Consider the following 20,824-nt stretch of genomic DNA (forward strand, 5'->3'; position numbering starts at 1 on the left):
AATATAAATAATAACTCTATTAAATTATTAAATTTTAGTTTTATTTTCTAAATAAATAATACATCATTGATTTTTATTCCTATTTCATCTAATTTAGTATGATTAAATCCCTAAGATGATGAGTTTTAAACCAGCGAATAACATTCAAGACTTACAGTATTTTGGCGAATTTGGAGGGGTAAATCCATCCATTTCCGATTCCTCCACCTATACTTTTTTATCGGCAAAGACAATGTTTGATACCTTTGAAGGCAATGCTGACGGGTGCTACCTTTACTCTCGCCACTCCTCCCCTTCCAACCTATATCTAGGTGAAGCTTTGGCAGCCATGGAGCATACCGAAACGGCTAACGTTACGGCTTCTGGTATGGGCGCTATTACTTCCACCATCTTACAATTATGTAATGCGGACGACCATATTGTGTCCAGCCGAACCATTTACGGGGGCACTTATGCTTTTTTTAAGAACTTCACCCCTAAATTTAAAATTGACACCACTTTTGTTGATATTACAAATTTGGATGCCGTTGAGGCTTCTGTCACTAAAAACACCAAAATAATTTACTGTGAATCCATTAGTAATCCCCTTTTGGAGGTTGCGGATATAAAAGGTCTAGCCGACATAGCTAAAAAACATGGTTTGAAGTTGGTAGTGGACAATACCTTTTCGCCACTTTCAATTTCCCCGGCAATTCTTGGAGCAGATGTTGTGATTCATAGTTTAACCAAATTTATCAACGGTTCGAGCGATACTGTGGGTGGTGTGGTTTGCGGTACTCAAGATTTCATTAATCATTTGAGAAATGTAAATGACGGTGCCAGCATGTTGCTCGGTTCTACAATGGACAGTTTGCGGGCATCTTCCGTTTTAAAAAACCTGAGAACACTTCATATTCGGATGCAACAGCACAGCAAAAATGGATTGTATTTGGCGCAAAAATTTGAAAACGACGGTTTGAAAACAGTCTATCCAGGTTTGTCATCCCACCCTTCTCACAATTTATTTAAATCGATGATGAATGCCGAATACGGTTTCGGCGGTATGTTGACCATTGATGTAGGGTCGCTGGATAAGGCCAACGAGTTGATGGAACTGATGCAACACCGAAACTTAGGCTATTTGGCCGTAAGTTTAGGCTTTTACAAAACTTTATTTTCAGCCCCAGGAACTTCAACCTCTTCTGAAATACCGGAGGATGAACAGAAAGAAATGGGGCTAAGCGATGGATTGATTCGTTTTTCCATAGGTTTGGATGCCGACATTGAACGCACCTATAAAATGATGCGGGATTGCATGGAGGAATTAGATATCCTGCCCACAGCACAAAAACTAAAGGTGGGTTAAATACCTTTAGTACGTTCCCAAATGGATTTCAAAACCTCGCCCATCCCATCAAATTTAGGTTCAAAGGGGCGCATATTGAGACGATTTCCATTTTCGTAAAGCACAAAACTGAACACTGAGGTATTGGGGTCTTCTTCATCTAGAAGGGGATAGCGCAAATCATTGTAGCGGTATTCGTTTTCCTTCAACTTATAAATACTGTAATACCAATTGCTAAACCATGCCAGCCCCTTGATATCGTCATAATCCGCAGGATTCAAATCCCTTTGTTTGGGTACCTTTCTAAAATTCAAAAAACGGTTTTTACTGTCGAACAAGGAATAATTCCCAACATAATAATCGGTTTCAGTCTCGGCGATGGCATACCACAATAAATTGGTGAAAATTGCAGGCTGGTTAGTAAACCGCACAGCTTCGATTTCGGCATCCTTCAACGATTTTCTAAATACCGAATCCACGTACAATTTATTTCCTAAAGTGAAAATCAGGTATGCCGAACTGATGCCAATCCCCCATTTTAACCACAAACGGCGTTTAACCGATGTTCTTTTAAAAAACATTAGAACAATCATACAGATTAAAAACGGCAAAGTGTAGGCAGGATCAGCCACGGCAATATTATTAAGCGCCACTCGATAATTACTAAAGGGTGCAAATAATTGTGTGCCGTATGGCGTAAACGCATCTAAAATGGGGTGGGTAAACAAGGACCAGAAAAACAAACTAATCCAGTCGTTTCTTGTGGTCATATTCAATCGTTTCCCCCAATTGTATAGTTTATGCACCAACCAGCCTAAAACAATGGCCGCCAAAACGGAAAATACAATAGAATGCATAAAACCACGATGGAACAGCATGGCATCAATTTCATTGCCGTAAATCCAACTCCCAACGTATACGTCCAAATCTGGGATTGTACCACCAATAGCTCCAAACAGCAATGCCCTATTGCCTATTTTTTTTCCGAGAACGGCTTCTCCGCAAGCGGCTCCTAAAACTATTTGAGTGAGTGAATCCATTTAAGTTGGCAAAGTTAACCAACTATTTTGTATTGCGGTATCATAAATTTATGGGATGCGCCTCAACCACACGGCAACGCGCGCGCTGTTGATATTCCCCGATTCCGTAATGGAACGAAAACCCAAGGTAGTACCAGAAGGAATAGCAACGGGAGTTGCTAAAATTTCAGTGTAAGACATGTTATCATTGGCACCTGATGCAGTGAACCTAAAAAATTCAGTGAATGCGCCATTACCAGAAATATCTACCACAGCTACAATCAAGGTGTTAGAAGCATTTGAAGTGTTGTCTGCATGAAAACTTACGGCATAGGCTTCCCAACTTTCTGGTAAGGGTATACCAATAAAACCGGCATCCCCATTTCCATAGGACCATTGCATATTGTTATTGCCGATATTACCAGCTTCTTCTGCCCAGATTACTACTTTCTCGTAAGCAATTTTGTTTTTGCCTATCTGCTCCCAGTTTGTGCCATCGCTTTGCACCCAAATTGTAGTTTGGCTTTGCAAAGTAGTGGTAGCAGTACCATTTAAATCATTGTAACTTGAAATAGTGGGTGTATTTGTTGTTGGATTTTTTATTACATATATTCTTCCATCACAGGTATTCGCAACAGGTAAGGTAATATTATGATTTCCACCTAAAACAATTGTGTGATGTGTGTCATCCAAGGTAAGGTTTCCAGACGTAGTTGAGACATCTGCAGAAAAAGAGCCATTTACGTCCAATGTTGATACCGGAGCGGTAGTTCCAATACCAACTTGGGCAAATACATTACACGACAATAATAAAAGGAATTGTGAGAGAATCCTTTTCATTTTTTTGTTATAGCAATATTTACAAATTCCTAACAATATTAACGAAAAATTACTGAAATAGTATTGAAAATCAGTAGTTTTTACAATTTTATGTTTAAAATATCCTAAAAACAAAGGATACATTATTTTATATTTTTATCTGAGTGTTCTTTCTTTATACCAGAAACCTTAATTCATTCGCACTATTAAATTTTCACAAACAAAGCTTGAAATTGCTAAAGCAAAAACATAGCTATAAATTTGGGGTTCTATTCTTAATACTTGAGTCCTTTGCCTTTAAAACAACTATAATAATAAGGATCACATACAGGAAAAAGCATGCTGCCATTGCTATTAATATGGAAATTGCACAAAACAGAATTTTCGGGATTTTTAGGTTTCTTATTGTTTAAGACCCATTTCTATGCAAATGTCACATCATTTTGAAAGCAGTCAATAAAATCGTAACATTACGTACCTAAAAATTGACTATGAAAGACGACAAGAATATCACTAAATTTAAAGCCAACGACCAAAATATTATTGAAAATACCGAATTGAACATTTGGGAAGCACTAATCCCATTATTTGCCCTGGTGGGAATGTTAGCCTACAATGTTTATGTTTATGGAGATGATGCTTTGAGTGGCTCCAATCAATTTATTCTGTTACTTGGTGCGGCTGTTGCTGCGATTGTAGGCTTTTATAACAAGGTTTCTTACAGCATAATGCTGGACGAAGTTTCTGAAAGCATTAAATCTGCAACCGGAGCTATTCTTATTCTTTTAATGGTGGGAGCATTGGCCGGAACTTGGTTAATAAGTGGTATAATCCCGTCCATGATGTACTATGGGCTACAGATTTTAAATCCCAATATATTCTTGGCTGCATGTGTTATTATTTGTTCAATTACCTCTATAGCCACAGGTAGCTCTTGGACGACCGCTGCTACAGTCGGGATTGCATTGATTGGAATCGGGGAAGCTCTGGGCATATCACTTGGTATGACAGCCGGTGCTGTACTGTCGGGCGCCTATTTTGGAGATAAAATGTCACCGCTTAGTGACACCACTAACTTGACCCCAATAATGGCCGGAGGCGAACTGTTCTCGCATATCAAGTACATGACTTTAACAACTGTACCCACGGTAATCATTACCCTTATAGTCTTCATTATTATTGGTTTTACGGTAGATACTAGCGGGGTGACCGACACCTCCTCCATTCTAACAACCATCGATACGACATTCAATATTAGCGGGTGGTTGTTTCTTGTTCCCCTTGTTCTTGTTGTTTTAATTGTAAAAAAAACACCTCCTCTTGTTGCACTTCTTATTGGAACGCTACTTGGAGGCCTAGTAGCCATTATTGCGCAGCCTGAAATTGTTAAGGACATTACCGGAGCGGACTCATTAACTTTTCAATCTGCTTACAAGGGCATAATGAATGCGATGACGGTTGATATTGCCATAGACACATCAAATAAAAGCTTAAACGACCTTTTTACATCTGGTGGCATGCACGGTATGCTGGGGACTGTTTGGTTAATAATCTGCGCCGTAGTTTTTGGAGGTGTAATGGACGCCATTGGCGCACTTTCCAAAATCAGCAAAGAATTACTAAACCTGGCCACATCGACTTTTGGATTGTTTGCAAGCACAGTAGTGAGCTGTTTGGCAATAAATGTAACAGCGTCTGATCAATATCTCGCTTTGGTTGTTCCTGGTAAAATGTTTAAAAAAGCCTTTGAGGATAGAGGGCTTGCTCCAGAAAATTTGAGCAGAACCCTTGAGGATTCGGGAACAGTAACCTCACCATTGATACCCTGGAACACCTGCGGAGCCTACCATAGTAGCGTTCTTGGCGTTAGTGTTTTTGACTATTTCTTCTATGCCATTTTTAATTGGCTGAGTCCTTTCATGACCCTTCTTTTTGCCGCCTTCAGGATAAAGATAAAAGAACTTTCAAATTCCAAATAAGCATATTTCAGGCTATATCTAAAACTGTTAAGAAGTCCGTAATTTGAATGCTGTTTTTTTATGTAATTCTTAAAAAAACAACCTCTTTTTTTATCCGATATGCATTCACTATTATCATATAAGATTTAATAATTGTATTCTATTTTCAAGGGTATTTTGAAATACTAGATTTGCTTCAAATTGAAATTATTAATCATATTAAAACATAGAATATTATGGCATTTGTAGGGAAAAAATTTCCAAGTTTAAATGTTGACGCGATGAACGAAATGGGCGACACTTTTAAGTTAAACGTTTTGGAAGAAGCAGTTAAGAACAAGAAAAAAGTGGTATTGTTTTGGTACCCAAAGGATTTCACCTTTGTATGTCCTACGGAACTTCATGCATTTCAAGCCGCTATAGGGGAATTTGAAAAACGAAACACCATTATAATTGGAGCATCCTGTGACACCCCTGAAGTACATTTTGCATGGTTAAACACAGAAAAGGATAACGGAGGCATTGAAGGTGTAACCTATCCCCTTTTAGCTGATTCCAATAGAAATTTAGCTTCCACTCTTGGCATTTTAGATATCACCAGCGAAACTTATAATGAAGACACTGGAGTGATTCTTGTGGATGGTGATAATGTGACTTATAGAGCAACCTACATTATCGATGAAGATGGAATTGTGCAACACGAGAGCATCAACAACATGCCTTTGGGCAGAAACGTACAAGAGTATTTGCGTTTAGTGGATGCGTTAACACACGTTCAAGAAAAAGGTGAGGTTTGTCCGGCAAACTGGGAAGAAGGCAAAGACGCAATGAATGCTAACAGAACAGGCGTTGCTGAGTATTTGGCAGCACACATTTAATACAAATTCCAAACAATTTAAGTTCCAAATTCCAAAATTACTCATTTTTAATTTGGGACTTAGCACCGATTGTCATCGGGATTGAAAATTAAAAAGTTATGGTAAAAGAACTAGATCAAGATAATTTACAAGAAGTAGTTACTGATAATGAAACCGTTGTGGTGCAATATTCTGCCAGTTGGTGCGGTAACTGCCGTATCATGAAACCAAAGGTAAAAAAGCTAGCTTCTGAATTGGAAGACGTTACTTTTGTAATTGCTGACGCGGAGAAGTTCCCAGAATCTAGAAAATTGGCCACAGTGGATAACCTGCCAACATTTGCCACATTTAAAAAAGGGGCATTTGTAAATCAGGTACAAACCAACAAGTTTGATGTTTTAAAAGACTTAGTAAATGAAGTTACCAGTAATTAAGCATTTAACCAATTTTATCGAGGATAACGACGAAGATTTCATAGTGGAAACGATAGAAACTTTGGAAGCCCTAACCGAAGTACCTTCTTTAAAAGACGAGGAATTGGATGTTATTGGAGAGTTAATTTCCAATATGTACGGCGCTATAGAAGTGCACAAAATGACTAAAGAAGGTACACCAAAAAAAGAAGCTTTAAATAGTTTTATGGGACGTGTTATGGGGTCTATTGACACATAATTGAAATAGAAAAAGCCATCTAAAAACCACCTTTGATTAAGGTGGTTTTTTGTTTGCAATAACTTGACCTTATAAAATTTTTCTGCTAGCTTCTCTTAAGGCCCTTTAAGTAGAACACACACCTAAAATCACTCCAAAAGTGGAACGATTTCTTCCGCCCCTTTTTCCTTAGCATAAACCAAAGCTGTTTTCCCTTCCTTATCTTTTAGAGCTGTATCAGCATTGTGCTTCAGCAATAGCTCCACCATTTTTATCTGCCCGTATAATGTGGCAAAAATCAAAGGCGTATAACCTAAATTGTTCTGCGCATTGATGTTGGCCCCTTTTTTTAAAAGTTGTTCAGCAAAATCGACATTCCCTTTAAAGGCCACGCCTATCAAAGCCGTATTGCCAGAAGCATCTGTGGCATCCACTTTAGCGTTATGTTTTAGCAATAACTTAACCACAGCTTTTTGGTCAAAATAGGTGGCAAAAATTAACGGCGTAAAACCCCTGGAATCCTTTATGTTTGCCAAACTTGGGTTTTGTTTGAGCTTGGCCTCTACAGTTTCGGCATTCCCAGACTTTATAATATTAAAAAACAGATCGTTTTCATTCATACGTCTTGCATAAAAATATTGGGACAGGCGCTAAAAAACACCTATCCCAATTGTTGTTCATTCTATTTACTTTAAATCAAATCTGTCAGCATCCATCACTTTGGCCCAGGCCTTAACAAAATCGTTTACAAATTTTTCTTCGCCGTCGTTGGCTCCGTAAACTTCTGCAATGGCCCTTAATTCAGTATTTGAACCAAAAATTAAATCGGCACGCGTTCCCGTAAATTTCACAATACCTGTTCTTCTGTCCTTACCTTCGAAAATGGAGTCATCAGAAGACGTTGCGCTCCAAGTATATGCGAAATCAAGAATATTTGAAAAGAAATCATTGGTTAAATGCCCTATATTATGCGTGAATACGCCATGCTTAGAGCCATCATAATTAGCACCAATTACCCTCATCCCACCGACCAAAGCCGTCATTTCTGGAATGGACAGGTTCATTAAATTAGCGCGATCCACCAATAGATCCTCGGCTTTTACATCCAAGCCACTTTTTATATAATTTCTAAAACCATCAGCTAAAGGCTCCAAATAACTAAACGATTCTAAATCTGTTTGAGCTTGAGATGCATCCCCTCTACCTTGAGAAAATGGTACTTCTACACTATGACCTGCATTTCTTGCAGCTTCTTCTATTCCTGCATTTCCAGCAAGCACAATCAAATCAGCCATAGATACTTCACCGCTAAAATCTTTTTGAATACCTTCTAAAACGTTCAGCACCTTTTCCAATTCAGAAGGATTATTGGCTTCCCAACTACGTTGCGGCTCTAAACGGATACGTGCTCCATTGGCCCCTCCTCGCTTATCAGAATCTCTATACGTGGAAGCTGAAGCCCAAGCCGTAGTTACCATTTGGGAAATGGTTAAGCCCGAGGCCAATACCATTTTCTTCAATTGCGCTATATCAGAATCACTTAATGTATAACTTACCTTTGGAATTGGGTCTTGCCAAATCAATTCTTCCTGTGGCACTTCGGGTCCCAAATAGCGATCAATTGGTCCCATATCACGATGGGTCAGTTTATACCAGGCTCTCGCAAAAGCCTCTTCAAACGCTTTGTGGTCTTTATGAAAACGTTTTGAAATCTCTAAATATTTAGGATCGGTCTTCAAGGCTATATCTGCAGTGGACATCATTAAGGCTTGTGAGCCATTCCCGCTTGCCGTAGGTGCCTTTCTAGCATCCGAATTTTTAGGCGTCCATTGATGTGCCCCTGCCGGACTTTTGGTAAGTTCCCAATCGTAGTTCAGCAATACATCAAAATAATCGTGATCCCATTGTACTGGGTTTGGTGTCCATGGTCCTTCCAATCCGCTGGTTATCGCATCATCCAAAACACCAGAATTGTAGGTGTTTTTCCAACCCGTGCTCATTTCCTCGATGGACGCCCCATGAGGTTCCGGACCCACATATTTATCCGCATCTGCGGCACCATGTGCCTTTCCAAAGGTATGACCTCCGGCAACCAAAGCAACGGTTTCCTCGTCGTTCATCGCCATTCTTCCAAACGTAATTCTAATGTCGTGCGCTGACTTCATAGGATCCGGAACGCCATTAGGCCCTTCCGGGTTCACATAAATCAATCCCATGTGTACGGCACCCAAGTGCCCTTCCAAATCGCCATCACTGGTATCGTATCGGTCATCATTATCCAACCAACCAGTCTCGCTTCCCCAATACACATCCTGCTCAGGCTCCCACACGTCTTCGCGTCCTCCGGCAAAACCAAAGGTTTTAAAGCCCATAGATTCCAACGCACAGTTTCCTGCTAAAATCATCAAATCTGCCCATGAAAGCGCCTTACCATATTTCTTTTTTACTGGCCATAACAACAATCTAGCTTTGTCCAAATTTCCATTATCAGGCCAACTGTTCAACGGTGCAAAACGCTGCGTTCCAGATGCTCCACCACCACGACCATCACCAACTCTATAAGTTCCGGCACTATGCCATGCCATCCGAATCATAAAGGGCCCATAATGCCCATAATCTGCAGGCCACCAATCTTGCGAATCGGTCATCAAATCAATCACCTCTTGTTTCAAGGTTGGAAAGTCTATACTATTAAATGCTTTGGCATAATCAAAATCGGTATCGTAAGGATTGGAACCTTTCCCGTGTTGACGCAAAATATTTAATTTAAGTTCGTTGGGCCACCAGTCGCGATTTCGAGTTCCACCACCGGCCGGCTGTTTTTGCGCGCCGCTCATAAAAGGGCACTTACTAATGTCATTGCTGTCTGTTGCGTGCATTTTATTGTAAAGTTTTTAATTAATTTTTAAATTTTTCAAGTACTTAAAATTAGTAATTGTTTTGATAAGTTGAACCTGAAAACATTTTAATAAACTATAACAAAATTGAAAAAATTTATTACCCAAATTGAAGCCATAGTTTTTATTGATAATTGGAAAACCACTGTAAAAATTATTTCTTAAAGATTCGACCATTTCATGCTTTAACATTTTAAATATTCTTATTTTAGTTGCCCTAATCAAAACATAAAAAAATGGCTAATATTACCTTGGGCGGAACGCCCGTAGAAACTAGCGGATCGCTACCTAAAGTGGGTACTCAAATTAAAGACTTTTTATTAGTAGCGACGGATATGTCCACCAAATCACTAACGGATTTCAAGGGAAAAAAATTGGTACTGAATATCTTTCCAAGTGTTAATACCAGTGTTTGCGCCACATCTGTAAGACAGTTCAATACGGAAGCTAATGAACTGGACAATACCGTAGTGTTGTGTATTTCGAGGGATTTACCTTTTGCGCAGAAACAATTTTGCGCAGCCGAAGGGCTTGATAATGTAGTAATGCTTTCGGATTTTAAGACTGGGCAATTCGGTAAGGACTATGGAGTTATGTTTACCAGCGGTGCATTTGATGCGTTGTTGTCTCGAAGTGTTGTGGTTGCGGACGCTTCTGGCAAGGTGCTTTACTCAGAGCAAGTACCTGAAACTGGCGAAGAACCTAATTACAAAGCGGCTCTGGAAGCCCTTTTAGATGAATAAAAAGGAGTCCTTTTTGCAAAACCGGATTAAAAGTGTGGGCTACGCCTTTAAAGGTGCCTTGTTGCTTTTAAGAACGGAGGCCAGCATAAAAATCCAGTTCGTGATTGCCCTTTTGGTAACCGTAGCTGGATTTCTTTTTGAAATTTCATCTACGGAGTGGGTCATTCAAATTTTAACCATTGCGCTAGTTATGAGCATTGAAGGTTTAAATACGGCCATTGAGGAAATTGCAAACTTCATCCATCCCGAACACCACAAGAAAATTGGTCTAATTAAGGACATCTCGGCGGGAGCTGTCTTTTTTGCGGCTGTTTTTGGTGTGATTATCGGCTGTATTATTTACTTCCCGAAACTTGTTTAAAAATATGTAAATGGAAACGACTCCGGAAAATCTGAAGCGCTTGATATCAGCTGGGCACGGATATTTGAAAAATGCGTCAGAGTCAGATTTGAAAAGAAAGCCTTCACCGTCAAAATGGTCTAAAAAAGAAATTTTAGGGCATTTAATTGATTCCGCCATTAATAACTTACAACGATTTACTGAGATTCAATTCGAAAACAAACCCTACATATACAGGCCCTATAGCCAATTAGGATTGATTAATGCAAATAATTATCAAAACTCAGACACAAAAGAACTTATCGATTTATGGTTGGCCCTCAATAAAAGAATATTGTTTATTATTGGGCAACAAACTGAAACGACATTAAACTTTATGGTGCAGTTGAATGAAGGCCACGTTTCGGATTTGAGATTTTTAATTAACGATTACGTCATTCACTTGGAACATCACGTCAATCAAATCGTGAAATAAAACACCCCCATATATATCGACAATACTGCCCTATTAAAATACTATTCCACCTAGGATAAACGTTAGTAATTTGTATTTTTGCTGAAACTAGCGCTCATAATGGCGAAGAGAACCAAAACTAAAAAACCTACTAAAAAGACATTCAAAAAACCCAGTTTTAAGCTGTCCAACCAGCAGAAATTGGTGTTTGGCAGTTTTTTGGTGATTGTGGGGCTCTTGTTATTTATTTCTTTCGTTTCCTTCATATTTACTGGTGAAGCCGACCAAAGTGCCATAGACACCTTTCCTTCCAGGGATACCAAAACCAAAAACTGGGCAAGCCAGTTCGGTGCTTGGTTAAGCCATTTTTTTATTGAGAGGGGCTTTGGTATCGCCTCGTTTATTTTTGCTGGTTTGATATTCCTTTCGGGAGTTTACGTACTCATGAATATCCGCAAAGCGAAACTGCGACAGCACTGGTTTTGGGGGACTCTTATTGTGATCTGGTGCTCTATCCTTTTTGGTTTTTTTGGTAACGAAAATGATATCCTTGGAGGTACTATCGGGTTTGAAATCAATACTTTTTTACAAGATTTTATAGGGAAAGTCGGTACTGTTCTTCTTTTGGTTTTTGGCTTGATTACCTATCTGGCTATGCGTTTTAAGGTGACTTTTGAAAGCATTACCAATCTCTTCAAATCAGCTAAAAAGAATATCAAAACAGAGTTTTCAAAACCTAAAGATGACGCTTCCGAAGATACAATAATAGCTTTTGACAACAATTTATCCGAAGAAGCGGCATCCATCAAATCGGCATATGAAATCCCATTGGATAAAAACGATACGGATATAGAGGTAGTTTCAAAGCCTAAAGTTGAAGTTAAAACAGAAGTTGCTAAACCTTCTAAAAAAAAGGTGATTGAAGAACCTGAACTTGAGATAAAAGTTGAAGCCGTTAAAGAAGAGGTTTCAGAAACGAATAATATTGCCAACAAATTGGTGGAGGATTTTGGCCAGTTTGACCCAACCTTAGAATTGGCAAAATATCAGTTTCCAACGCTTGACCTTTTAAAGAAATACGACACTGAGGGTATTACCATCAATCAAGAAGAACTTGAAGAAAACAAAAATAAAATTGTTGAGACCCTCAATAACTATAAAATTGGGATTGCCAGCATAAAAGCGACGATTGGGCCTACTGTAACGCTCTATGAAATTGTTCCTGAGGCAGGGATTCGGATTTCGAAAATTAAAAACCTAGAAGACGATATTGCCCTATCCCTTGCCGCGCTCGGTATCCGAATTATTGCGCCTATTCCCGGAAAAGGCACCATAGGTATTGAAGTGCCTAACAAAAATGCGACGATTGTGTCCATGCGATCGGTAATTGCCTCCAAAAAATTTCAAGGCTCAAAAATGCAGTTGCCGATTGCCTTAGGAAAAACCATCAGTAATGAAACCTTTGTGGTAGATTTGGCAAAAATGCCCCACCTCCTAATGGCAGGTGCTACAGGGCAAGGTAAGTCCGTTGGTTTAAATGCTGTTTTGACTTCATTGCTTTACAAAAAACATCCCGCAGAAGTAAAGTTTATTTTGGTGGACCCGAAAAAGGTGGAACTAACCCTTTTCAATAAAATCGAGCGCCATTATTTGGCCAAACTACCGGATAGCGAAGAGGCGATTATTACAGACAATACCAAAGTGATCCATACGTTGAATTCCCTTTGTATTGAAATGGACAACCGCTACGAGTTGCTCAAAAATGCCATGTGCCGTAACATTGCCGAGTACAACAAAAAGTTTAAGGAACGGAAGTTAAACCCGAATGAAGGCCATCAATTTTTGCCTTACATCGTCTTAGTGGTGGATGAGTTTGCCGATTTAATTATGACAGCTGGAAAAGAGGTTGAAGCCCCAATTGCGCGTTTAGCGCAGCTAGCCCGTGCCATTGGCATTCACTTAATCATTGCCACACAACGCCCCTCGGTAAACGTTATCACGGGTATCATCAAAGCCAACTTCCCTGCACGGATTGCTTTTAGGGTAACTTCGAAAATCGATTCACGAACCATTTTGGATAGTTCGGGAGCCGATCAACTCATTGGGAGAGGCGACATGCTTTTTACCCAAGGAAATGACGTTATAAGAGTACAATGTGCCTTTGTGGACACTCCCGAAGTAGAACAAATTACAGACTTTATTGGCTCCCAAAAGGCATACCCCGATGCATATATGCTCCCTGAATATATAGGCGAGGAAAGTGGCACAGGTATTGATATAGACATATCGGAAAGGGACAGCCTTTTTAAAGATGCAGCCGTGGTGATTGTTACTGCACAGCAAGGCTCTGCATCGTTATTGCAACGAAAGCTGAAACTGGGCTACAATAGAGCAGGGAGATTGATTGACCAATTGGAAGCCGCAGGTATAGTGGGCCCTTTTGAAGGTAGCAAGGCTAGGCAAGTTTTAGTGCCAGATTTGACGACCTTGGACCAAATGTTAGAAAACGAAATTTAATTCAAAAAAAATGAAACCGATTATCACGATTCTATTCCTAACTTTTTCAATCCTTTCGGGAATTGCCCAAAATAAGGGAAAAGACTTACTAAACGAAGTATCCCAAAAAGTGAAAGGTTACGATAACATAGAAATTGATTTTAAATACATTTTAGAAAATACTGCTGAAAATGTAAAACAAGAAACCCGTGGCGATGTGATTCTTCAAGGTGATAATTACAAATTGAATATTTTAGGCATCACCCGCATGTTCGATGGCAAAACACTATATACCATCAGCCCAGAGGACGAAGAGGTAACCATTTCATCACAGGCGGAAGACCAAGCCGATGCTATCACTCCTAGCAAAATGCTGTCGTTTTATGAAGATGGATACACTTATGAAATGGATATCGTCCAGAATATAAAGGGTCGAAAAATTCAATATGTGAAGCTGACGCCCATCGATTCCAATTCTGAAATAAAATATATCCTTTTAGGCGTTGATGCTACCACAAAGCATATTTACAATTTGATTCAGGTAGGTAAAAACGGGACAAAAACGACATTAACCGTTAATTCTTTCAAAACGAACGAACCTTTATCGAAAACCTTATTTACCTTTGATGCCTCAAAATATCAGGATTATTATATCAATAAACTGGATTAGGTAAATTGCCGAATTGAAGATTCTAGACCGCTACATACTAACCACATATCTAAAGACGTTTCTTAGCGTCTTTGTCATTTTGGTCTTGATTTTTGTCCTACAGACCATTTGGCTATATATCAAGGAATTGGCGGGAAAGGATTTGGATATCGGCATAATTGTCAAATTCATTGTTTATTTCCTCCCGAAGCTGATGCCTTTGGTGCTTCCACTTACCATTCTGCTCACCTCCATTATGGTTTTTGGGAATTTTGCCGAAAACTACGAGTTTGCTGCCATGAAATCTACCGGGATTTCATTACAACGCGCTATGTCTGGCCTCAGTGTCTTTATTGTACTCTTGGCCATCACTACATTTTTCTTTTCAAACAATGTGATTCCATGGGCCGAATACAATTCCTATAACCTTAGGAAAAACATCGCCAAGCTAAAACCTGCCATGGCAATTGCTGAGGGACAGTTTAACGAAATTGGCACCTACAATATTAAGGTTGAAGAAAAGTCTGGAGACAGAGGACAATTTCTTAAAGATGTTGTCATTCATATTAAAGACAAAAGCGGCCTACGGAATAGCACCACTATTGTATCCAAAACAGGTGAATTGGAGGGTAGTGAAGATTCGGATGTTTTAAAATTGATTTTAAAGGACGGCAACTATTACAATGATTTGTATCCAAGAAAAATAAAGGAGCGCAAGAAAAAACCTTTCGTAAAGAGCACTTTTGACCAGTATATTATTAATATCGATTTATCGCAATTCAACAATGTGGATATTGAGGATAAGTCCTATACCAACAAATACAACATGCTTAATTTAAGTGATTTGGATTATACCATTGATTCACTCACGATTGAGCACGACAAAAGCATTGAGCAGTTTAGCAAAGTACTTTACAATCGCGCCAGTATTACGAAGTATGTTCAAATAACAGAAGATAGGGAAAGCCTAAAAAAGGCAGCAGGTTTACCTGACGATGTAGGTTTTGATAATATCGATGAAACCAAGAAAAAAAAGATTGTTGATGTGGATTCTATCTACGCAGGGAATATTTTGGAGCTGTTTAGTAATAAGAAAAACATTGGCTACCTTACAAACGCCATTAGCGTGGTCAATAGTGCCACACAGGTAATTCGTAATAAGAAGTCAACCCTAAAACCGAAAAAGGTTTGGTTCAACAAACATATTATTGCTTTTCATGAAAAATTGGCATTAGGATTTGCTTGCGTCATCCTTTTCTTTGTAGGTGCACCATTGGGTGCATTGATCAGAAAGGGAGGTATTGGCCTGCCCATGGTGATCGCTATTCTGTTGTTTTTAACCTACCACTTTATTGGAATTTTCGCTTTGAACAGTGCCAAATCTGGAGACTTCAACCCTGTTTTGGCCAGCTGGTTTTCTACTTTGATTATGTTGCCGTTAAGCGTATTTCTAACAAGAAGGGCAACGGCAGATCGAAGTCTATTCGATTTCGACAGCATTACTGTTCCGTTGAAAAGGGCTTTCAACATCAAAGAAAAGAATAAAGAAAGTTTTAAGTTTTTACAATCATTTACAAATGAAAAACTTGCTGATGCGATTAATAATTATGAATCTTTGGGTTACAGCGAAAATACCCGCTACGAAGCTATTAAACTTTTGAACAGTCGCGAAATACCCACCAGTGAATTCAATGAAAAAGGAATTGAAATAAGCAATGATTTTGAGACTTCTCAGGATATTTCAAAAGATTATGTAGACCACTCAAAATTCGCGATAACGCTCTACACAATTGGAGCTATCTTATTGGTTCTGTTTTTTGTGTTCAAAAACAACAAATTGCCCTCAGTTGCATCGGCATCTATTCAACTTAGCATGGTGTCTTTTATTTTGTATGCCATATACTATCTTAAATCCATTTTGAATCTCAATACATTTTACACGCACATCAAAAAGCCTAGAAGGAAACCCAACCTCCTAGTTCTCATTTTTGGGTTTCCGCTATATTTCATAACCTTTGTGTTTTTTAGATTCAAACACAAGGAAGACTTAAAACGAAATTGTCTGGAGAGTTTAAAATAAGACATATCTTTGCAAAATGATAGCAGAACCTATGACAACGAACCATACCCCTGTATTCAAATTAAACACCATCCATGATGCCATTGAAGATATTAGAAATGGCAAGGTTATCATTGTGGTAGATGACCAGAATCGGGAAAACGAAGGGGATTTTGTTGCGGCAGCGGACAAGGTAACTCCGCAAATGATTAACTTTATGGCCACTCACGGGCGAGGTTTAATCTGTACGCCTTTGACCGAAACCCGTTGCAAGGAATTGGAGCTGAACATGATGGTAAATAACAATACGGACCCCATGGAAACGGCATTCACAGTTTCTGTGGATTTAAGAGGTAATGGTGTTACCACGGGTATATCTGCCGGCGATAGAGCAAAAACCATAAAGGCCCTCATCGATCAAGGAACAAAATCATTTGAACTTGCTCGACCCGGGCATATTTTCCCATTGGTTGCCAAAGAAGGTGGTGTTTTACGACGAACGGGGCATACCGAAGCCGCTATAGATTTTGCCCGTTTGGCCGGGCTTAAACCAGCAGGTGTTATTGTCGAGATTATGAACGAAGACGGCACCATGGCACGGCTCCCTCAATTGATAGAAGTAGCCAAAAAATTTGATTTAAAAATTGTGTCTATTGAAGATCTGGTGGCCTACCGGATGCAACATGATTCTTTAATCGAGAAAAAAGAAGATTTTGAAATCGAAACGCGATTTGGAAGATATCGATTAAGAGCTTACAAGCAGACTACTAACAACCAAATACATATTGCCTTGACAAAAGGTCAATGGAAGGATGACGAACCTGTTTTGACCAGAATTAATTCCACTTTGGTGAACAATGATATTCTTGGTACGCTTACGAACAATATCGACGAGCAACTGGACGCCATGTTCAAAACAATTAACGATAAGGGCAAAGGGGCTATTATTTTTATCAACCAAGAAGTAAAGGCAACAAATATTCTTAGTCGATTGGCCTACTTGAAGGCGCATCAGCAAAACAATATTATTTCTAAAGCTCCAAAAATTAATATGGACACTAGAGATTTTGGAATAGGGGCACAAATCCTTCATGATCTAAACATCCATAAGCTTCGCCTGATTTCTAACAGCGAAAGAACCAAACGTGTGGGCATGATCGGTTATGGGCTGGAGATTACGGAGTATGTGAAATACTAAAAGGGAAGCGCTAGTAAACAGCATCTCCCCTTTCCTTGGTTAATAGCATTTTAAGAATTTTCAGAAAGAATTTTTATAGTATTTAAGTCGATTGTCGATTTAAAACAATGACTTAAGATTTCTGCTTCCTTTCTTTTACATCGAACCTATTTCGAAACGTGAGCATCGAAACCTTAAAAAACGGAGAGGATTGTAATTTTTGATGTCATAGCACATTTTTTAAAAGATTAATAATTTCTAAAAAATGGTAGAGTCAAAGACCATGTAATGTCTTACAATATTGAAAATTGATAGAAATACACCACACTACAAATCATATGCGAATAGCAATTCATTTGAAACTATTCCTTTTTTGACTTACCATTGTGCTATCATCAGGTATGGAAAAGGATGAGAAACTAAAAAGAATGTCACTGACATAATTACAATAATGCCAGCCTTTTAACTTCTTTAAAATTACAATTTTTTTTAAAACGAACTTAAAAAAATGAGCATTTATTGAACCAATACTTTTTTGATTTCCGTTTTAGAACCAGACTGAATACTGAGCAAGTATAATCCTGAGGATACATCCGAAACATCCAAAGTGGATATGGCGTTTCGTTGACGTTTTATCAACTTGCCATAGGTATCGAAAAGCTCAATGTTATCAATAGCGCCATTCCCTTGAATATTAATTTTGGTTTCGGAAGGGTTGGGATAAACTTTGAACAAGTTTGTATCATTTTCATCAATGCTCAGACCGTTATTTTGGTACACCCTCACATAATCAATCACCATGGCACTTTGTGTAAACGACGGATCAATAGCACCGGATATACCGCCCATAGCTACGTTCAAAATCAAATACTGATCTAAATCAAATGGCCAGGTACTGGCGTCTTTTACTGCGGGATTATAAGTATAAAACCCCACTCCATCCACTAAAAATGTAATTTGATTGGGAGACCAATTAACTGAATAAACATGAAAATTGGTAGTGACATCGCTTAACACTTGCTTATCCGTATTTACAGTATTGCCATTACTGGAAGGGGTATGTATGGCGACCGAAGTTTCGTTGGTAGCGTCGTGCAAACCGTGCTCCATTATATCTATTTCACCACAATCTGGCCAAGGTGTAGTTCCAAAACCTTGGGTTTGCCAATACGCTCCTGTTTCAGTAATATTTTTGCCCAAAGTCCAAATGGCAGGCCATGTGCCATCTGTGCCCGCAGGCAATTGCGCCCTAACGTCTACCCTCCCGTAAGTAAATGCAAACTTGGAGTTCAATCTAGCGGAAGTATAATCCAAAGTAACACCTTGATTGGTGTACGTTTCTTTTCTGGCAACAATGTGCAAGTTCCCATTTACCATAAAGGAATTATTAATTCTGTCCGTGTAGTGCTGTTCTTCAAAATTGAACCATTGTCCGCCGTTAGGGCCAATGGTTTGATGATGCCACTTAGAGCCATCAATAACTTCAGGACTTGTACTACTATCAAATTCATCTGACCAAACCAAATCATTATAGATTACGTCCAAGGCATTAGGGTCTGTAACTACATTGCCATCATTGATATCATCAATTTGAAACGCCCCAGGGGTGGTGCTACCGTCATCAATCCGTATAGTTAATCTGCTATATTGACCAGTGCCGGCAACGGTGGAAAAATCGAATGTCAAATTTGTCCATGTTTTTTCTGAAGATAAAGTTTGACTCACCTCAACACTAGGGTTCGTTCCATTTTCAAGCTTTACTATAATTGTATGAATAAGCGGGTCGTCGGCATAAAATCTTAATGTAATTTCATCTTCCACATCCAAATCTATTGGCCTACTTAAGTCAATATAATTCCCCTGTTCTAAAGGCGAAGTGTTTCGAAAAAAGTTACCGACATCGTTATTGGAATCAACCGGATCCGGAATAACCGAAAAGGAACTACCCCCCCAACTAGAAAATGTATGTGAACTATTTGAGAAATCTATTGGGGTTTGTTGGGCAAAACTTAATTGTAAACAAATGAAAAGGACTAAATAAGAGAAATAGTATTTTTTCTTCATGGATGGCGTTTTTTACAAATTTAGATATCATCCAATTGGTAAAAAACAATTCCACCACTACAAAAACAATACAATCCGAGGAATATTAATCTACAGAGATACTTTTATCGCTTCAACCATCTTTTTCGCCCTTTCTGCCACTTCTCTCTCTGTCCAAGACAGTTTTATCAAACACGAGATATTACGGCCGATAAAATGATCGGATTGCTCGAATGATTTGGTTTGAAGATACCTAAGTCCATCCTTGACTTCTTTTGAAATCGGGTGCAAAGATTTTAAGTCTTTAAGATGCTCCCACTTCCTGATGTAATGCCAATTGTTATTGTAGTAATTCCAACAGGCATCCACACCGTTTTGCTTGAAGGCCTCCGATACTTTTGTGGCTGTTTCTAAATCTGGCAATGAAAAATTTAAAAAGGCACAACTTTCCGCTCCTCCCTCAGGAACTGTTCTAAAAGTTACTTCTGGAATCTCAGCTAAGGCCTCCCTAATAATTTCAAAATTTCGCTTTTGAATGGCCAAAAATTCAGGAAGACGCCTAGCTTGAGCCAATCCCACAGCAGCGTGCAATTCTGAAATTCTAAAATTATAGCCCAAAAACGGATGCGATTCTGCTCCTCGGTCATTACCAATGTGGTCATGACCATGGTCGCTATAATGGTCAGCGTTTAAGTAAAATTGTTCGTTATCAGTGATTACGGCGCCTCCCTCACCACAGGTAATGGTTTTTACAAAATCGAAAGAGAAACAGCCTAAATCGCCAATACTTCCTAGGGGTTTTCCTTTGTAAGTGCCTCCAATCGCCTGACAAGCATCCTCCACTACCAGTAAATTATGTTTGTCAGCTATCGCCAGAAGTGCATCCATATTGGCCATACTACCGCACATATGTACCACCATAATGGCTTTTGTTTTTGGGGTAATGGCTTTTTCTACAGATTTAGGACATAGGCCTAAAGTGTCATCCACATCCACCAAAATGGGAATGGCCCCGAGCATCATTATGGCCTCAAAACTGGCCACAAATGTAAAAGTGGGCATAATTACCTCATCCCCTGCTCCAACACCAGCTGATGCCAAAGCTACTGAAACGGCCGCAGTACCACTGGATACCAATTGCACATATTTGGATTGAAAGGTGCTCTGCAATTCCTTCTCAAGTTCTTTAGCTTTCCAATGGCCTTTGCGCATGCCGTCAAATCCATAGCGCATGATGACGCCATTGTCCAACACGTCGTTGACTTCCTTTCTCTCTAAATTTCCAAATAATTCAAATCCTGGCATATGTTTCTTATTTTTTTCTTTCTGGGCTTTGCG

18 protein-coding genes are annotated in these 20,824 nt (G+C 39.1%); 12 read left to right on the forward strand and 6 right to left on the reverse strand.

The genetic code is table 11. The features are described 5' to 3' along the window. Positions 1-118: 118 nt before the first annotated feature. Complete coding sequence (locus tag H7U19_RS14815) at positions 119-1,345, forward strand: aminotransferase class I/II-fold pyridoxal phosphate-dependent enzyme (RefSeq protein WP_186563746.1); 1,227 nt, start codon at positions 119-121, stop codon at positions 1,343-1,345. Here H7U19_RS14815 and H7U19_RS14820 read toward each other — a convergent pair. Continuing rightward, complete coding sequence (locus H7U19_RS14820) at positions 1,342-2,364, reverse strand: metal-dependent hydrolase (protein WP_186563650.1); 1,023 nt, start codon at positions 2,362-2,364, stop codon at positions 1,342-1,344. The genes H7U19_RS14815 and H7U19_RS14820 overlap by 4 nt on opposite strands. 48 nt (positions 2,365-2,412) lie before the next feature. Further along, entirely contained in the window at positions 2,413-3,183 is a 771-nt protein-coding gene (locus H7U19_RS14825) for a hypothetical protein (protein WP_186563651.1), read from the reverse strand. Between the two features lie 470 nt (positions 3,184-3,653). Between H7U19_RS14825 and nhaC the strand changes: the two genes are divergently transcribed. The 4 genes from nhaC to H7U19_RS14845 all read left to right on the forward strand — a co-directional run bounded on the left by nhaC (position 3,654) and on the right by H7U19_RS14845 (position 6,649). Further along, positions 3,654-5,141: a Na+/H+ antiporter NhaC gene (nhaC, locus tag H7U19_RS14830; protein ID WP_186563652.1), complete on the forward strand. Its 1,488-nt coding sequence runs from the start codon at positions 3,654-3,656 to the stop codon at positions 5,139-5,141. 215 nt (positions 5,142-5,356) lie between these two features. Continuing rightward, positions 5,357-5,998 (forward strand): peroxiredoxin, encoded by a 642-nt coding sequence (locus H7U19_RS14835; RefSeq protein ID WP_186563653.1) that lies wholly within the window; start codon positions 5,357-5,359, stop codon positions 5,996-5,998. A gap of 98 nt (positions 5,999-6,096) precedes the next feature. Next, positions 6,097-6,411, forward strand: a complete 315-nt coding sequence (locus tag H7U19_RS14840) for a thioredoxin family protein (RefSeq protein WP_186563654.1) — start codon at positions 6,097-6,099, stop codon at positions 6,409-6,411. Next, complete coding sequence (locus tag H7U19_RS14845; RefSeq protein WP_186563655.1) at positions 6,392-6,649, forward strand: DUF6952 family protein; 258 nt, start codon at positions 6,392-6,394, stop codon at positions 6,647-6,649. Before H7U19_RS14840 ends, H7U19_RS14845 begins: the two co-directional genes overlap by 20 nt. A 128-nt stretch (positions 6,650-6,777) precedes the next feature. Here the strand turns inward: H7U19_RS14845 and H7U19_RS14850 are convergent, their stop codons facing one another. Together H7U19_RS14850 and katG are read right to left on the reverse strand one after the other, a co-directional pair. Further along, positions 6,778-7,248 (reverse strand): ankyrin repeat domain-containing protein, encoded by a 471-nt coding sequence (locus H7U19_RS14850; protein ID WP_186563656.1) that lies wholly within the window; start codon positions 7,246-7,248, stop codon positions 6,778-6,780. Between the two features lie 66 nt (positions 7,249-7,314). Then, positions 7,315-9,507 carry a catalase/peroxidase HPI gene (gene katG / locus H7U19_RS14855; protein ID WP_186563657.1) on the reverse strand — a complete coding sequence of 731 codons (2,193 nt, stop codon included), beginning with the start codon at positions 9,505-9,507 and terminating at the stop codon, positions 7,315-7,317. Between the two features lie 254 nt (positions 9,508-9,761). Between katG and tpx the strand changes: the two genes are divergently transcribed. The 7 genes from tpx (at position 9,762) to ribB (ending at position 17,464) form a co-directional block, all read left to right on the forward strand. Then, positions 9,762-10,268: a thiol peroxidase gene (gene tpx / locus H7U19_RS14860; RefSeq protein WP_186563658.1), complete on the forward strand. Its 507-nt coding sequence runs from the start codon at positions 9,762-9,764 to the stop codon at positions 10,266-10,268. After that, positions 10,261-10,629, forward strand: coding sequence for a diacylglycerol kinase (locus tag H7U19_RS14865; RefSeq protein ID WP_186563659.1), 369 nt, complete (start codon positions 10,261-10,263; stop codon positions 10,627-10,629). Before tpx ends, H7U19_RS14865 begins: the two co-directional genes overlap by 8 nt. A gap of 10 nt (positions 10,630-10,639) precedes the next feature. Then, on the forward strand, positions 10,640-11,083 hold the full coding sequence (locus tag H7U19_RS14870) for a DinB family protein (RefSeq protein ID WP_186563660.1): 444 nt from the start codon (positions 10,640-10,642) through the stop codon (positions 11,081-11,083). A gap of 99 nt (positions 11,084-11,182) precedes the next feature. Beyond that, a complete protein-coding gene (locus tag H7U19_RS14875; RefSeq protein WP_186563661.1) occupies positions 11,183-13,579 on the forward strand; it encodes a DNA translocase FtsK in 2,397 nt (798 codons plus the stop codon). Between the two features lie 10 nt (positions 13,580-13,589). Continuing rightward, the gene (gene lolA1, locus H7U19_RS14880; protein WP_186563662.1) at positions 13,590-14,228 is read left to right on the forward strand and encodes an outer membrane lipoprotein periplasmic chaperone LolA1; all 639 of its coding nucleotides are present in this window, start codon (positions 13,590-13,592) and stop codon (positions 14,226-14,228) included. Positions 14,229-14,241: 13 nt separating this feature from the next. Further along, a complete protein-coding gene (locus H7U19_RS14885) occupies positions 14,242-16,287 on the forward strand; it encodes an LptF/LptG family permease (RefSeq protein ID WP_186563663.1) in 2,046 nt (681 codons plus the stop codon). A gap of 31 nt (positions 16,288-16,318) precedes the next feature. Next, positions 16,319-17,464 (forward strand): 3,4-dihydroxy-2-butanone-4-phosphate synthase, encoded by a 1,146-nt coding sequence (gene ribB, locus H7U19_RS14890; protein ID WP_186563664.1) that lies wholly within the window; start codon positions 16,319-16,321, stop codon positions 17,462-17,464. 495 nt (positions 17,465-17,959) lie between these two features. Here ribB and H7U19_RS14895 read toward each other — a convergent pair whose 3' ends face one another. Continuing rightward, positions 17,960-19,507, reverse strand: coding sequence for a glycoside hydrolase family 16 protein (locus tag H7U19_RS14895; RefSeq protein ID WP_186563665.1), 1,548 nt, complete (start codon positions 19,505-19,507; stop codon positions 17,960-17,962). 90 nt (positions 19,508-19,597) lie between these two features. Beyond that, positions 19,598-20,791 (reverse strand): DegT/DnrJ/EryC1/StrS family aminotransferase, encoded by a 1,194-nt coding sequence (locus H7U19_RS14900; protein ID WP_186563666.1) that lies wholly within the window; start codon positions 20,789-20,791, stop codon positions 19,598-19,600. Between the last annotated feature and the right edge of the window lie 33 nt (positions 20,792-20,824).

Source organism: Hyunsoonleella aquatilis, assembly GCF_014270105.1.
Lineage (GTDB): Bacteria > Bacteroidota > Bacteroidia > Flavobacteriales > Flavobacteriaceae > Jejuia > Jejuia aquatilis.

Bases quoted from the DNA above. Each gene is read 5' to 3' on its own strand.
- H7U19_RS14815 (WP_186563746.1), top strand. From the start codon at position 119: ATGAGTTTTAAACCAGCGAATAACATTCAAGACTTACAGTATTTTGGC.
- H7U19_RS14820 (WP_186563650.1), bottom strand. From the start codon at position 2,364: ATGGATTCACTCACTCAAATAGTTTTAGGAGCCGCTTGCGGAGAAGCC.
- H7U19_RS14825 (WP_186563651.1), bottom strand. From the start codon at position 3,183: ATGAAAAGGATTCTCTCACAATTCCTTTTATTATTGTCGTGTAATGTA.
- nhaC (WP_186563652.1), top strand. From the start codon at position 3,654: ATGAAAGACGACAAGAATATCACTAAATTTAAAGCCAACGACCAAAAT.
- H7U19_RS14835 (WP_186563653.1), top strand. From the start codon at position 5,357: ATGGCATTTGTAGGGAAAAAATTTCCAAGTTTAAATGTTGACGCGATG.
- H7U19_RS14840 (WP_186563654.1), top strand. From the start codon at position 6,097: ATGGTAAAAGAACTAGATCAAGATAATTTACAAGAAGTAGTTACTGAT.
- H7U19_RS14845 (WP_186563655.1), top strand. From the start codon at position 6,392: ATGAAGTTACCAGTAATTAAGCATTTAACCAATTTTATCGAGGATAAC.
- H7U19_RS14850 (WP_186563656.1), bottom strand. From the start codon at position 7,248: ATGAATGAAAACGATCTGTTTTTTAATATTATAAAGTCTGGGAATGCC.
- katG (WP_186563657.1), bottom strand. From the start codon at position 9,507: ATGCACGCAACAGACAGCAATGACATTAGTAAGTGCCCTTTTATGAGC.
- tpx (WP_186563658.1), top strand. From the start codon at position 9,762: ATGGCTAATATTACCTTGGGCGGAACGCCCGTAGAAACTAGCGGATCG.
- H7U19_RS14865 (WP_186563659.1), top strand. From the start codon at position 10,261: ATGAATAAAAAGGAGTCCTTTTTGCAAAACCGGATTAAAAGTGTGGGC.
- H7U19_RS14870 (WP_186563660.1), top strand. From the start codon at position 10,640: ATGGAAACGACTCCGGAAAATCTGAAGCGCTTGATATCAGCTGGGCAC.
- H7U19_RS14875 (WP_186563661.1), top strand. From the start codon at position 11,183: ATGGCGAAGAGAACCAAAACTAAAAAACCTACTAAAAAGACATTCAAA.
- lolA1 (WP_186563662.1), top strand. From the start codon at position 13,590: ATGAAACCGATTATCACGATTCTATTCCTAACTTTTTCAATCCTTTCG.
- ribB (WP_186563664.1), top strand. From the start codon at position 16,319: ATGACAACGAACCATACCCCTGTATTCAAATTAAACACCATCCATGAT.
- H7U19_RS14895 (WP_186563665.1), bottom strand. From the start codon at position 19,507: ATGAAGAAAAAATACTATTTCTCTTATTTAGTCCTTTTCATTTGTTTA.
- H7U19_RS14900 (WP_186563666.1), bottom strand. From the start codon at position 20,791: ATGCCAGGATTTGAATTATTTGGAAATTTAGAGAGAAAGGAAGTCAAC.